Source organism: Aeromonas sp. R7-5 (assembly GCF_040908015.1).
In the GTDB taxonomy this organism is placed as follows: Bacteria; Pseudomonadota; Gammaproteobacteria; order Enterobacterales; family Aeromonadaceae; genus Aeromonas; species Aeromonas caviae.
On sequence record NZ_JBFOCZ010000020.1, the window covers coordinates 54,375 to 66,411 of the forward strand.

At 63.9% G+C, this 12,037-nt stretch carries 9 protein-coding genes and 1 pseudogene; 4 read left to right on the forward strand and 6 right to left on the reverse strand.

What is annotated here, in order from left to right; all coding sequences use genetic code 11:
* Position 1 precedes the first annotated feature (1 nt).
* The 3 genes from AB5Y53_RS07065 (at position 2) to AB5Y53_RS07075 (ending at position 6,537) form a co-directional block, all read left to right on the forward strand.
* Positions 2–2,800 (forward strand): response regulator, encoded by a 2,799-nt coding sequence (locus tag AB5Y53_RS07065; protein WP_045524566.1) that lies wholly within the window; start codon positions 2–4, stop codon positions 2,798–2,800.
* A 139-nt stretch (positions 2,801–2,939) separates the two neighbouring features.
* On the forward strand, positions 2,940–4,676 hold the full coding sequence (locus tag AB5Y53_RS07070; protein WP_368181468.1) for an ABC transporter transmembrane domain-containing protein: 1,737 nt from the start codon (positions 2,940–2,942) through the stop codon (positions 4,674–4,676).
* A gap of 109 nt (positions 4,677–4,785) precedes the next feature.
* On the forward strand, positions 4,786–6,537 hold the full coding sequence (locus AB5Y53_RS07075) for an ABC transporter transmembrane domain-containing protein (RefSeq protein WP_368181470.1): 1,752 nt from the start codon (positions 4,786–4,788) through the stop codon (positions 6,535–6,537).
* 54 nt (positions 6,538–6,591) lie between these two features.
* Here the strand turns inward: AB5Y53_RS07075 and AB5Y53_RS07080 are convergent, their stop codons facing one another.
* The gene (locus AB5Y53_RS07080) at positions 6,592–7,773 is read right to left on the reverse strand and encodes a hypothetical protein (RefSeq protein ID WP_042863940.1); all 1,182 of its coding nucleotides are present in this window, start codon (positions 7,771–7,773) and stop codon (positions 6,592–6,594) included.
* A gap of 429 nt (positions 7,774–8,202) precedes the next feature.
* Here AB5Y53_RS07080 and AB5Y53_RS07085 point away from each other — a divergent pair, with 429 nt between their 5' ends.
* Complete coding sequence (locus tag AB5Y53_RS07085) at positions 8,203–8,676, forward strand: DUF4442 domain-containing protein (RefSeq protein ID WP_010674883.1); 474 nt, start codon at positions 8,203–8,205, stop codon at positions 8,674–8,676.
* Positions 8,677–8,714: 38 nt separating this feature from the next.
* Here the strand turns inward: AB5Y53_RS07085 and AB5Y53_RS07090 are convergent.
* The 5 genes and pseudogenes from AB5Y53_RS07090 to AB5Y53_RS07110 all read right to left on the reverse strand — a co-directional run.
* A pseudogene (locus AB5Y53_RS07090) lies at positions 8,715–8,789 on the reverse strand (ribosome-associated protein); the annotation flags it as partial.
* 146 nt (positions 8,790–8,935) lie between these two features.
* The gene (ybcJ, locus tag AB5Y53_RS07095; protein ID WP_010674882.1) at positions 8,936–9,169 is read right to left on the reverse strand and encodes a ribosome-associated protein YbcJ; all 234 of its coding nucleotides are present in this window, start codon (positions 9,167–9,169) and stop codon (positions 8,936–8,938) included.
* Positions 9,170–9,334: 165 nt separating this feature from the next.
* Positions 9,335–9,739 (reverse strand): MaoC family dehydratase, encoded by a 405-nt coding sequence (locus AB5Y53_RS07100; protein WP_368181471.1) that lies wholly within the window; start codon positions 9,737–9,739, stop codon positions 9,335–9,337.
* The gene (locus AB5Y53_RS07105; RefSeq protein ID WP_368181472.1) at positions 9,736–11,523 is read right to left on the reverse strand and encodes a class I poly(R)-hydroxyalkanoic acid synthase; all 1,788 of its coding nucleotides are present in this window, start codon (positions 11,521–11,523) and stop codon (positions 9,736–9,738) included. Before AB5Y53_RS07105 ends, AB5Y53_RS07100 begins: the two co-directional genes overlap by 4 nt.
* Positions 11,524–11,618: 95 nt before the next feature.
* Positions 11,619–11,969: a phasin family protein gene (locus tag AB5Y53_RS07110; RefSeq protein WP_039040883.1), complete on the reverse strand. Its 351-nt coding sequence runs from the start codon at positions 11,967–11,969 to the stop codon at positions 11,619–11,621.
* Positions 11,970–12,037 lie beyond the last annotated feature (68 nt).

The following is a 12,037-nucleotide window of genomic DNA, read 5'->3' on the forward strand; positions in this document are numbered from 1 at the left end:
GATGAAGAGTGTTGCACGGGGCAATCGTGTTGTCTTTGGCCTTATCATCGTATCGCTGGTGGGCTTTTCTGCCTATTGCTGGCAGTTGCTCAGCCAGCAGCAGCGTGCCTTCGATTTGAGCGTGGCGGCTGAGATGGTGCTCAATCGGGTCAATACCGATACCGTCTATCTGCTGGGGCGCGAGAAGGCCAGCGATGGCAGCGTACAGCAACGCCTGAGCCTGCTTTCCAGTCACCTGGACAGGTTCGTCAGGCTGGTGCACGAGGATCCGGAGTCGGTGGACGACCCCGGCTCCCAGGCGTTGCAGCGGGACATCGACGGTTATCTGCTGGATCTCGCCAGGCTCTACACCATGGAGATGACCATCGAGTATCTGGCTCCCCGCTTCCAGGGCCAGCTCAAGGCGTTGCAAGGCACCCTGCCGGTCGGTGAGGCGCAGTACCGCGACCTGACCGAACTCATGCGCCTGCACCACTACCTCAGACGCAGCTGGGATCAGAACGAGCAGCGGCAACTGCTGCAACTCCAGCAGCACCTGCTCGACCGCTATGGCGAGCAGCCGAGGGTCGCGGCCCTCGTTCGGCTGGGCCAGGAGTTCAATCAGCAGGTGATGGAGTACCATCGCCTGCGCAATCAGGTGGTGGAGATGAAGGGGCTGAGCTCGCTGCCCGCCTGGAAGCAGAGCAAGCTGGAGCGGGCCTCCTCCCTCAAGAGCCGCTTCTACCTGATGGTGCTGGGGGGAGCGCTGCTCTGCTTCTCGCTGGTGGCCGCGACCCTGTGGCGTCGCAACCAGAAGCTGAGCGAGCTCTCACGCCATGCCGCGCTGCTGGCCCAGGCCAAGAGCGACTTCCTGGCCAACATGAGCCACGAGATCCGCACCCCCATGAATGCCATCATCGGCTTCAGCGCCCTGGCACTGCAAACCAGTCTGGATCCCCAGCAGCGGGACTATCTCAACAAGATAAAATCCTCGTCGGATACCTTGCTGCTGCTCATCAACGACATCCTGGATCTCACCAAGGTGGAGTCCGGCAAGCTGACCCTGGAGGAGATCGACTTCGATCTCAGCGAGCAGCTCGACTCCCTCGCCGCCATGTTCGCGGATCTGGCGGAGCGCAAGCACATCGAGGTCATCATCAACAAGTCTCCCGCCGTGCCCGACTTTCTGCGCGGGGATCCGCTGCGCCTCGGTCAGGTGCTGGTCAACCTGGTGAACAATGCCATCAAGTTCACCGAGCGGGGCGAGGTGGAGGTGGCCATTACGCTCACCAGCCAGCATCCCATGCGGGTCTGTTTCAGCGTGCGGGATACCGGCATCGGCATCGCCCCGGAGAAACAGGCCCAGCTGTTCCAGCCCTTTACCCAGCTGGAGGCGGGCAATACCCGCAAATATGGCGGCTCCGGGCTTGGCCTCAACATCTCCCAGCGCCTGGTGGGGCTGATGGGCGGGGAGATCACCGTGCAGAGCAAACCCGGGGTGGGCTCCACCTTCCTGTTCGAGATCCCCATCTCCCAAGCGGTGTACGGGGTCTCGGGGCGCCGGGTCTTCTTCGATCACCAGCCCCTGATCCTGATGATGGATGACAACGAGCTGGTGCTGGAGCTGGCCAAGGACATCCTGGGGCGGGCGGGGGCGTCCGTCATCACGGTCAACAGCCTCTCCCGCGCCCGTCAGGTGCTGCGGGAAGAGGGGCATCACATCCGCCTCGCCATCCTCGACTGGCGCATGGGTCAGGAGGATGGCCTGGACTTGGCCCTCGAGATGTACCAGCACAGCCAGTGGCGGCGCCTGCCTGTCCTGATGACCAGCGCCTGGTCCAGGGAGGGGCTGCACGGGCGGATGGAGAGCATGGGACTGACCCATTTCCTGGCCAAGCCCATGACCGAAAACGCCTTGCTGGCCAAGGTGGACGAACTGCTCAACGGCAGCTCCCATGACAGCAAGGTCCGCCAGGCGGAGGCCCAGGGGGATCAGCAGCAGTTCCGGGAGCTGCTGCGTGGTACCCGGGTGCTGCTGGCCGAGGACAACCGGGTCAACCAGCAGCTCATTCTGGAGTACCTGCGCCGGGTGGAGGCCAAGGTCACCGTGGTGGACAACGGCCGCGAGGCGGTGGAGCAGGTGGCGGAGCAGCCGTTCGACGTCATCCTGATGGATCTGCAGATGCCGGTGCTGGACGGGCTGGATGCCACCCGCCAGATCCGCAAGATGGTGGACAAGCACGATGTGCCCATCATCGCCCTCACCGCCAGCGCCATGCCGGGGGACAGGGAGCGCTGCCTTGGCGTCGGCATGAACGGCTATGTCACCAAGCCGGTGAGCAAGCTCGATCTCTACAACAACCTGCTGCAATGGGTGAAGAGCAGCGGCGGGGAGCCCAAGGTGCCCATCGAGGTCAAGCCGCCGGCCCTCATGGGCGTGCTGGATCTGGAGGATGCCCTGCGCCGGCTGGAGCATGACAGGGAGGCGCTGCAGATCCTCTTCAAGCTGTTCCTCTCCGAGCACAAGGACGATCTGTGGGACATCCGCACCGCCCTGCGTCGCCAGCAGCCCGAAGTGGCGTGCCGGTTGCTGCATACCCTGAAGGGGGTCTCGGCCAACATCTCCGCTTCCCGCCTGCAACTGCTGGCCGGGGAGCTGGAGTGGCGGCTGCGGCTGCAGGAGGAGCTGAGCGAGGGGGAGCTCAACCAGTTGCAGCAGGTCTTTACCCAGACCCGGGAGGAGGTCTCCCACTTCCTGCTCACCGGGGAGCAGCAGGAGTCGGTCGCCTTCCCGTTTTCGCCCCCCGACAAGCGGCTCTGAGGGAGGGCAAGATAGCAATCGTTCTCAAGTCACCCGCTTCAGGCTATGATGACCCACTCGTTCGCCCCCGCCAGGGGGCGATTGTATTGAGCTTCTCTTCACGATCACGCGGCAGCGCGCCGCGACCAAGGACTTCTCTGTGAGCGTATTTTTGCGGCTTGGCTGGTTTTTCAAGGATCAGTGGCGGCGTTATCTGGTGGCCATCTCCCTGCTGATGCTGGTGGCCCTGTTGACCGTGATCCCCCCCAAGGTAGTGGGCTGGGTGGTGGATGGCATCGCCAAGGGTGACCTGGACAGCGGCACCCTGACCGGCTATCTGGCGGGGCTTTTTGGCCTGGGACTGCTTATCTACCTGCTGCGCTATGTGTGGCGGGTCATGCTGTTCGGTGCCTCCTACCGGCTCGCCTACGTGCTGCGCAACCGGCTGTTCAGCCACTTCACCCGCATGAGCCCGGATTTCTACCAGCGCCACCGCACCGGTGATCTGATGGCCCACGCCACCAACGACATCCAGGCGGTGGAGATGACCGCAGGGGAAGGGGTGCTGACCCTGGTGGACTCCTTCATCGTCGGCATCCTGGTGCTCTCCATCATGTGCAGCCAGTACTCCTGGCAGCTGACCCTGCTCTCCCTGCTGCCCCTGCCGGTGATGGCCTTCTTCATGAACCGCTTCGGGACCCAGATCTACAAGGAGTTCAAGGCGGCGCAGGGGGCCTTCTCCCGCCTCAACAACAAGACCCAGGAGGCTCTTTCTGGGGTACGGGTGCTCAAATCCTACGCGGTCGAATCCCTGGAGGACGAGGGCTTTGCCGAGCTGACCCGTCAGGCGGGGGAGCGCAATATGGCGGTGGCCCGCATCGACGCCAAGTTCGACCCCGTGATTTACCTGTGCATCGGCTGCTCCTATTTTCTGGCGGTCGCAGGGGGCAGCGCCCTGGTGCTGCAAGACCAGCTGACTCTGGGGGAGCTCACCAGCTTCACCATGTACCTCGGCCAGCTCATCTGGCCCATGTTCGCCATCGCCTGGCTGTTCAACATCATCGAGCGGGGCAGCGCCGCCTACTCGCGCATCGAAAGCCTGCTGGGGGAGCGCAGCGACATCGAGGAGCCGGCCCATCCCGTGGCGCTGGCCTCGGCCTTTCCCCTGCGGGTGCAGGGGCTGGGCTACCGGCTGGAGCAACGCACCCTGTTGCAGGGGGTGGATGTCACCCTGCAGGCTGGCGCCATGCTGGGGATAGTGGGGCGCACCGGGGCAGGCAAGAGCTCCCTGCTCAAGCTGCTGATGCGCCTGGCCAACCCCACGGCCGGGGAGATCCACATGGGGGAGGTGCCCATCTCGCAACTGTCGCTGGGTGAGCTGCGCAGCCAGTTTGCCTATGTGCCCCAGGAGCCGTTTCTGTTCTCCACCACCATCGCGGCCAACATCGCCCTGGGCCGCCCCGAGGCGAGCCGGGAGGAGATTGAGCGGGTGGCGCGCATCGCCTGCGTTCACGACGACATCAGTCGCTTCCCCAAAGGGTATGAAACCGAGGTGGGAGAGAAGGGGGTGACCCTCTCTGGCGGTCAGAAGCAGCGTCTGGCTATCGCCCGCGCCCTGCTGCTGGATGCCCCTATCCTGGTGCTGGATGACGCCCTCTCGGCGGTGGATGCCCACACCGAGCAGCAGATCCTGCTGGCCCTCAAGGTCCACAAGCGCACCCTGGTGCTGGTGAGCCACCGCATGACGGCGGTGGAGCAGGCGGACGAGATCCTGGTGCTGGAACAGGGAGCGATCAGCGAGCGGGGCCGTCACGAAACCCTGATGGCCAGGAACGGCTGGTACGCGGACATGGTCCGCTACCAGCGCCTGGAGCAGGACGTGGAGGAGAGCCTGTGAGTGTGATGATGAGACGAGTGGTTCCCCTCATCCCCAACCCTTCTCCCGCGAGGGGAGAAGGGCGCAAAGAGAGTCAATTTCCTGAGAGTGCTGTGCTGGAGGCAAGCCTGTGAACCCAACCATCAAACGGCTGCTCGCCTACTGCGCCAGTTACCCCCGCTGGCTGGTGCAGGCGGGCATCTGCCTGCTGCTCGCCACCGGCGCGGAGGTGGCGGGCCCCTTGCTCATCAAGCTCTTCATCGATGACTACCTGGCGCCGCGCCGGCTGGAGTGGGGCATCATCGCCGCCCTTGCCGCCGGTTATCTGGGGCTGCAGGTGTTGTCGGCGGCCGGCTTCTATCTGCAATCCCTGCGCTTCAACCGCATCGCCCAGGCGGTGGTGCAGCGTCTGCGCGAGCAGGTGTTCGCCACCGCCATCCGCCTGCCTGCCCGCTATTTCGACAAACACCGCTCGGGCTCCCTCATCTCCCGCATCACCAACGACACCGAGGCGATCATGAACCTCTATGTCCAGGTGATAGGGCTCCTGGTGCAAAAAGTGGTGCTCCTGTGCGGCATCCTGCTCTCCATGGCGCTGCTGGATCTGCGCCTGATGCTGGTGTGCGCCACCCTGCTGCCGGCGGTGGGAGCCGTGATGTGGCTCTATCAGAAACTGAGCGTGCCCGTGGTGCGGGCGACCCGATCCTTGCTCTCCGACATCAACAGCCGTCTCAACGAGTCGTTGCAGGGGATGCCGGTGATCCAGGCCATGGTGCAGGAGCGCCACTTCGCCAACGCCTTTGCGGGGGTGAACCAGCAGCACTGGCAGGCGCGGATCAAGAGCCTCAAGATCAACGGCATCCTGCTGCGCCCCCTCATCGATCTCTTCTACATGATGGTGCTCATCGGTCTGCTGGCCCTGTTCGCCCACGAGGGGCTGAGCACGGCGGGGGCCATCCAGGTGGGGGTGCTTTACGCCTTCATCAGCTATCTGGGGCGGATGATCGAGCCCCTCATCGAGATGACCAACCAGCTCAACCAGTTGCAGCAAGCCATGGTGGCGGGGGAGCGGGTGTTCGCCCTGCTCGATGAAACCCGCGAGAGCACCGACGGGGAGGTGCGCCCCCTGGAGGGACGGGTACGCTTCGATGGGGTGGGCTTCTCCTACGACGGGGAGCAGCAGGTACTGCAAGATGTGAGCTTTGCCACCCGGCCGGGCCAGATGCTGGCGCTGGTGGGCCACACCGGCAGCGGCAAGTCCACCATCATCAGCCTGCTGATGGGTTTCTACCCCCTGGATCGGGGGAGCATCCACTTCGATGATCACCCCATAAACGGCCTGGCCCTCTCGGCGGTGCGCCGCTGCATCGGCCTGGTGCAGCAGGATCCCTTCATCTTCGTCGGCACCCTGGCCGAGAACCTGCGCCTTGGGCGTGACGGCATCGAGGATGGGCGGCTCTGGCAGGCCCTGGAGGAGGTGCAGCTAGCCGATTTCGTGCGCCGCCTGCCCGATGGCCTGGCCACCCTGATGGAGGAGGGGGGCAAGAACCTCTCCGCCGGCCAGCGCCAGCTGCTCTCCTTTGCACGCGCCCTGGTGGGGGATCCGCGCATCCTCATCCTGGACGAGGCGACCGCGAGCGTGGATTCCCAGACCGAGCTCGCCCTCTCCCAGGCGCTCTCGGCGGCGCGCCGTGGCCGCACCACCATCGCCATCGCTCACCGCCTCTCCACCATTGTGGATGCCGATGAAATCCTGCTGCTCTCCCGCGGGTGGGTGAGCGAGCGCGGCACCCACGGCGAGCTGATGGCGCTGGGAGGACACTATGCCCAGCTGTTCGAGATGCAGAGCCAGGGGGCCTGGCTTGAAGAGAAACGGGCCTGAGGCCCACCTAAAAAAACAGCCGGCATCTGCCGGCTGTTTTTTTGACTGGCGGGGTTACACCGTGGCCTTGCTGCGGCTGACCAGCTTGGGCTCCAGGGGCGGGAAGTCATCGTTGAAGAAGGTATCCGCTTCTTCAATTTGTGCCTTGCGCTGCTTCTGGATGAAGTTGTCGAAGTCGCGCTTGATCTCGGGGTCCTTGAGGGCCTCGTAGTCGAACACGTTGGCGGCATAGAGGTAGTTGAAGTAGATGTCGACGAACTCGGCGCTGGCACAGGCGGAGGTGAACTTGCTGTTCTGGCGGTCGAAGTTGACGCGGTACTGCTTGATCTTCGGCACATAGACCAGCTCGTTGCCCACCTTGAACACTTCCACCGTGACCCCCACCGTGATGGTCTTGTAGAAGTCCTTGTTGTTCTCCACCCCGAAGCGGATGGCATCCCCCTGCTTTTGCAGGAACTTGTTGAAGCTGGCCAGCGCCGTGGTGCCCTGGCTCACCACCACGTCCATGATGAAGTTGATGAAGTCGGTGGCGATGCTGAGCCCCTTGATGTGGCGGCTGTAGCTCTGCTGATCGATCTTGCTCGGCCCCATCAGAGGGATCTTGGAGAGGGCCCTGGCCCAGAGATCCGCGTCCGTCTTGTACTGCTCGCCATAGGCTTCGGCGTAACGGTTGATGTAGGCGGTGACCACGGAGGTGATGGCGATGAGGTAGGCCTTCTGCTCCGCCAGCTTGGCCATGACGGCGGGATCGTCCAGCAGCTCGTTGGCCACGATGAACTCCACCAGGCCGTCCTTGTCGGCATAGGGATCAGTGCCCACCGCCCGGACGGTGTCGGGTAGATTGACGTCGTTGAAGAAGGCCTCGGCCTCGGCGAACTGATCATGGTTGCTCAGGCGGTTGGCCGGTGCCTCGCGCACCAGCTGGCAGAGCACCAGCTCGGCCTCGTAGTCCGACTCGCGCCACAGGGGGGCCTGCAACTGGTTGCCGAAGGTCTTCTTGTAGGCGAGGTTGAAGTCAAACAGCACCGAACTGCAGCCGCAATCCATGGCGAAGTCGACGGTGTAGCTCAGCGGCCCGGTGGGCAGGGGCTTGCTCATCTTCCCCTTGGCGCTGAGGTTGGCATAGCACTTGAGGTACTCCCGGCCAAACAGCTCGTAGGCACGGTTGTTGTTGAAGTTGAGCTGGAAAGTACCGGCGCTCTCGCCCCCGTTGAACAACTGTTGCACGTGACTCATCTCTCTATCCTTATGGTGAGATTGGTAGACGGGTTGACCCGGTGCCGAGTGGCTACTTCCGGGCCAGCAACAGCCTAGCGAGGGAGAGGGGGTTTGGTTACTGCGAATAATCCCAGTGGCGGGGGCGGGATCCTGGGCTAGCCCCCTGACGGGGAGTATTTCTCGTTGTGTTTCATTCGGATATGGCTGTCATGGTCCCGTCATCCGGGGCGGGACCTTGAAAAAAATCGGAAAAAGGGGAAAGAGAGGGGCGACCCGGGGTCAGGAAAGGCCGGTTTTATCATTTGCCAGGCAAATAGAACCTGGCCATTGCATGAATTTTGCAAATACCCTTTGGGGGCCCGCTCACAGGGATGGCACGGGAGGCTTGTCTATCGGGAAGCAGGCTGGCAACATTTGCGTCACATTCACTCATCGGATCAGTTTGCAATGGACCTGCAACGCCTCAAAGCCAACCTCGCCCTGCGTCTGTTCGCCTGGCGCTACATTCCCGTCATTGGTTTCTGTGCCCCCGTCATCGAGCAGATGGACGCCAGGGCGCTGCGCATCCGCATTCCGCTGGGCTGGCGCACCCGCAACCACCTGGGCAGCATGTATTTCGGGGCGCTCGCCACCGGTGCCGACCTGGTGGGGGGGCTCCTGGTCATGGAGAAGGGGCGGGCGCGGCGCAAGAAGGTGCATTTTGCCTTCAAGGATGTGCAGGGGGAGTTTTTGAAGCGCCCGGAGGGGGACGTGCAGTTTGATTGCGCGGCGGGGGAGCTTATCGACGCCATGATCGACGAGTCCCTGGCGAGCGGCCAGCGCATCAACCGCCCCATCCAGGTGGTGGCCACCTGCCCGTCGCGCAACGGTGACGAGGCCATGGCCCGCTTCGTGCTGACCCTCTCCATCAAGGCCAGCTGAAGGCCAGAGGGCGCTTGGCGCCCTTGTTCAAGCCGGGATCAGAGGATCTCGGGGCTGCTCCCTTCTTTCACGACTACCTTCATGCCGTTGAAGTTGACCACCCGCTCGGCCACTGTGCTGGGTAGCGCTTGCGTGGCAGGGCGTCAGGATCAGGGGATCTCGGGACTGCTCCCTTCCTTCACCACGGCCTTCATGCCGTTGAAGTTGACCACCTGCTGGCCACTGTGCTGGGTAGCGCTTGCGTGGCAGGGTGTCAGGATCAGAGGATCTCGGGGCTGACGCCTTCCTTCACCACGACCTTCATGCCGTTGAAGTTGACTACCTGCTCGGCGACTATCTTGCAGCGTTTGCGGGTCTCGACCTGACCGTCCACTTCCACCAGGCCCTCGGCGACCAGCGCCTTGGCGGCACCGCCACAATCGGCCCAACCCTGATGCTTGATCAGGTCACACAAGGCAACGAAGGGGTGACCTTCGAGCAGAAACGTCTCCATGGGAAATCCTCTAGCTGGATGAATGGCTGAAACAGCGGGGGCTCATTCTAGGCAGTTAGGCGGGGCAGGGAAAGGGCCCGGGCCGAATTGCTCCGAAAAAGGGGCGAGCACAGGCAAAAAAACCAGCCCGACCGGGCTGGTTGTGTCTCTGGGGGCCACTGGCGCTCAAGGGAGTTTCACCACCGCTTCCCCCGTCACGGCGAGGGCGCCGCCCTGGGTGAAGATGCGGGTGGCCAGGGTGGCGATGGGCTTGTCGCTTCGAAGGGCAATCACCTCGACCTCCGCCGTCACCTCGTCCCCCACGAACACCGGGAGCGTGAAGGAGAGGCTCTGGCCCAGATAGATGCTCCCTTTCCCGGGCAGTTGCTGCCCGAGCAGCCCGGAGAAGAGGCTCGCCAGCAGCATGCCGTGGACGATGGGGCGCTCGAACACCGTCGTGGCGGCGAAGTCCGGGTCCAGGTGCAGGGGATTGAAATCCTCCGAGAGACCGGCGAAGGCCGCCACCTCGGCCGGGCCGAAGCGCTTGGTCAGGCTGGCTTTCATGCCCACGGCAAGGGGGTGTGTACTCATGCGGGTTCCTCTTCTTGCTTCCTGACGCCGGCCAACACCGGATTGAGCCGTACCTTGACGTAGCTGCCGGGGGCCGCCTCCAGCCCCTCGGCAGGCTGCCGGGCGGGGACGGGCTCTGCCTCGTCACGGTCTTTGATAAAGCGCATCATCTCGGGCCACCAGGAGCCGCTCTGGTGGGTCGCCCCCGCCAGCCACTGCGCCGGGCTGTCCGCCTCGGACTCGCTCTGCCAGAAGCCGTATTTGTTGGCATCCGGCGGATTGATGATGCCGGCGATGTGCCCGGATTCGGCCAGAATGAAGCGCCGCTCGCCCCCGAACAGCGCCATGCCCTGCCAGGTCCCCTGCCAGAGGGCGATGTGATCGTCCACGGCGGACACCAGCAGCACCGGGGTCTTCACCTTGGCGAGAGCGATGCGGGTGTGGCGGATCTTGAGCTCCCCCTTCACCAGCTGGTTTTCCAGGTAGAGTCGGCGCAGCAGGCTGTTGTGGGTCTTGCCCGCCACGTTGGTGCTGTCGCTGTTCCAGTGCAGCAGATCGAATGCCACCGGGCTCTGGCCCTTGAGGTAGCTGTCGATGTAGTAGTTCCAGTAGAGGCTGTTCTCCCGCAGCAGACTGAAGGAGACCGCCAGCTGGCGCCCGTCCATGATGCCCCTGGCCTCGTTCTGCGCCTCCAGCGCCGCGATGATGGGCTCGTGGATGAAGATGCCAAGCTCCCCGGGCTGGGAGAAGTCCAGCAGGGTGGTGAACAGGGTGGCGCTGCGCACCCGCTGCTTCTGGCGCCGCGCTGCCAGCCAGCCTATGGCGAGTGACAATGCGGTGCCACCGATGCAGTAGCCGATGCCGTGCACCTCCCGCTCGCCGGTGGCCGCCTCCACGGCGTCCAGGGCGGCGATGACCCCGTCCACCACGTAGTCGTCGAGATCGACCAGCCCCTGTGCCACCCCCGGGTTGCGCCAGGAGATCATGAAGACCGTCTGCCCCTGGGCGACCAGCCAGGCCACCAGGGAGTTCTGGGGGCGCATGTCCATGATGTAGTACTTGTTGATGAAGGGGGGCACGACCAGCACCGGGGTCTTGCCCACCGTCGCCGTGGTCGGGCTGTACTGGATGAGCTCAAAGAGCTCGGTGCGCAGCACTACCCGGCCCGGGGTGGTCGCCAGATCCCGGCCGAGCTCGAAGGCGGACTCGTCGGTCAGGCGGATGTTGAGGTGATCGGCGCTGCGCTCCAGATCTTCGGCCAGGAGCGCGAGGCCGCGCACCAGATTCTGGCCGTCGGACTCCAGGGTGAGCTTGAGCAGCTCCGGGTTGGTGGCCAGGAAGTTGCTGGGAGCCATGGCGTTGACGTACTGGCGGGTGAAAAAGCGCAGTCGCTCCCGGCTCTTCTCGGGCACGCCCTCCAGGGCATCCACCGCCGCCAGCAGGTGTCTTGCGGTCAGCAGATAGGATTGCTTGAGGTAGTCATAGAGGGGTTGCTCGCTCCAGGCGTCGGCCTTGAAGCGGCGATCGCTGCGATCCGGGGTGATCACCGGCTCGCTCGGCTGGCCTGCACTCTTGAGCAGGGTGTGCTGCATCAGCTTGAGCTGATCCTGCCACCAGTTCATTTGGGACTGGATCAGCTGCCAGGGCTGCTGGCTGCCCTGCTCCAGCACCTTGCCCAGATCGTCCAGACTGGTCTGCAGCAGGGCCTGGGCGGTGCGCTCTGTCTGGGCTCTGGCCATGGCCAGCAGCTTGTCGTTGTAGTGGGCCAGGGCCTCGAACAGCGGGCCGTAAGATGATTGGCTCATGTGTTCTCCTTCACCCACGCCCGGGGCGGGCACTTGCCCGTTCTGTCGAGTCGTGGGGAGATGTGGCTGCCCGCAAGACGGGCAGCCAGGGGTTATCAGGCCTTGCCCGTGCTCTTCTTGATGCCATCTGCGGTCAGGGCATCCAGCTCTTCCTTGAACTGCTGGCCGAGGGCGCTGAGCTTCTGGATGTCATCCAGCATCTGGCGGGAGAGCTGGCTGGCGCTCTCCAGCTGCACGGTGCCGAGGGCCGCCAGGCTCTGGGCATCCTGCACCTTGCCGACGGCCTGCAACTGGTTGAGCCCCAGTTCGGCGTAGGCATTGGCGGACGCCAGTTGCAACCGGGTCAGCTGTTCGATGTTGCTGGCCAGCAGCTGGTTGTAGCGGGTTAGGGGGGCGGCAAAGCCTTGCATCTGCTCGGTAAAGCTCTTGATCACGTCCATATTCATCATGGGTCTCCGGTTCGGCAGAACACTGTTTTTGCGGGTCAATCGACCCTTCTTGCGGGTACAGCACG

Excerpts from the sequence above, each read along its gene's own strand:
- AB5Y53_RS07065 (WP_045524566.1), top strand. The coding sequence starts at position 2 with ATGAAGAGTGTTGCACGGGGCAATCGTGTTGTCTTTGGCCTTATCATC.
- AB5Y53_RS07080 (WP_042863940.1), bottom strand. The coding sequence starts at position 7,773 with ATGAGTCACGTGCAACAGTTGTTCAACGGGGGCGAGAGCGCCGGTACT.
- AB5Y53_RS07085 (WP_010674883.1), top strand. The coding sequence starts at position 8,203 with ATGGACCTGCAACGCCTCAAAGCCAACCTCGCCCTGCGTCTGTTCGCC.
- ybcJ (WP_010674882.1), bottom strand. The coding sequence starts at position 9,169 with ATGGAGACGTTTCTGCTCGAAGGTCACCCCTTCGTTGCCTTGTGTGAC.
- AB5Y53_RS07100 (WP_368181471.1), bottom strand. The coding sequence starts at position 9,739 with ATGAGTACACACCCCCTTGCCGTGGGCATGAAAGCCAGCCTGACCAAG.
- AB5Y53_RS07105 (WP_368181472.1), bottom strand. The coding sequence starts at position 11,523 with ATGAGCCAATCATCTTACGGCCCGCTGTTCGAGGCCCTGGCCCACTAC.
- AB5Y53_RS07110 (WP_039040883.1), bottom strand. The coding sequence starts at position 11,969 with ATGAATATGGACGTGATCAAGAGCTTTACCGAGCAGATGCAAGGCTTT.